The organism is Pseudomonas sp. EU05-FHT14B02 (assembly GCF_058791055.1).
Window position 1 is genome coordinate 1 of sequence record NZ_JBYTDD010000065.1, and the last position, 895, is coordinate 895.

An 895-nucleotide genomic window follows, 5' to 3' on the forward strand; every position below is an offset into this window, starting at 1 on the left:
AACCTGCGGCTGGATCACCTCCTTAATCGACGACTCAGCTGCTCCATAAGTTCCCACACGAATTGCTTGATTCATTGAAGAAGACGATAGAAGCAGCTTTAAGCTCCAAGCTGATAGCTCCAAGCTAACAGTTACGCGCTCGAAATTGGGTCTGTAGCTCAGTTGGTTAGAGCGCACCCCTGATAAGGGTGAGGTCGGCAGTTCGAATCTGCCCAGACCCACCAATTTTGTTATGGGGCCATAGCTCAGCTGGGAGAGCGCCTGCCTTGCACGCAGGAGGTCAACGGTTCGATCCCGTTTGGCTCCACCATATAAATAACTGCTTCTGAAAGTTTAGAAATGAGTATTCCGATGTGAATGTTGATTTCTAGTCTTTGACTAGTTCGTTCTTTAAAAATTTGGGTATGTGATAGAAAGATAGACTGGACGTTACTTTCACTGGTAACGGATCAGGCTAAGGTAAAATTTGTGAGTTCTCTTAGTTGAGAAATTCGAATTTTCGGCGAATGTCGTCTTCATAGTATAACCAGATTGCTTGGGGTTATATGGTCAAGTGAAGAAGCGCATACGGTGGATGCCTTGGCAGTCAGAGGCGATGAAAGACGTGGTAGCCTGCGAAAAGCTTCGGGGAGTCGGCAAACAGACTTTGATCCGGAGATGTCTGAATGGGGGAACCCAGCCATCATAAGATGGTTATCTTGTACTGAATACATAGGTGCAAGAGGCGAACCAGGGGAACTGAAACATCTAAGTACCCTGAGGAAAAGAAATCAACCGAGATTCCCTTAGTAGTGGCGAGCGAACGGGGACTAGCCCTTAAGTGGCTTTGAGATTAGCGGAACGCTCTGGAAAGTGCGGCCATAGTGGGTGATAGCCCTGTACGCGAAAATCTCTT

General features: G+C 47.3%; 2 tRNA genes and 1 rRNA gene. All 3 read left to right on the forward strand.

Annotated features, from left to right (window positions below):
• The first annotated feature begins 147 nt into the window (after nucleotides 1-147).
• Nucleotides 148-224, forward strand: a tRNA-Ile gene (locus AC3WTM_RS29485).
• A 10-nt stretch (nucleotides 225-234) separates the two neighbouring features.
• Nucleotides 235-310 (forward strand) — tRNA-Ala (locus tag AC3WTM_RS29490).
• Nucleotides 311-547: 237 nt separating this feature from the next.
• A 23S ribosomal RNA gene (locus AC3WTM_RS29495) occupies nucleotides 548-895 on the forward strand; the annotation flags it as partial.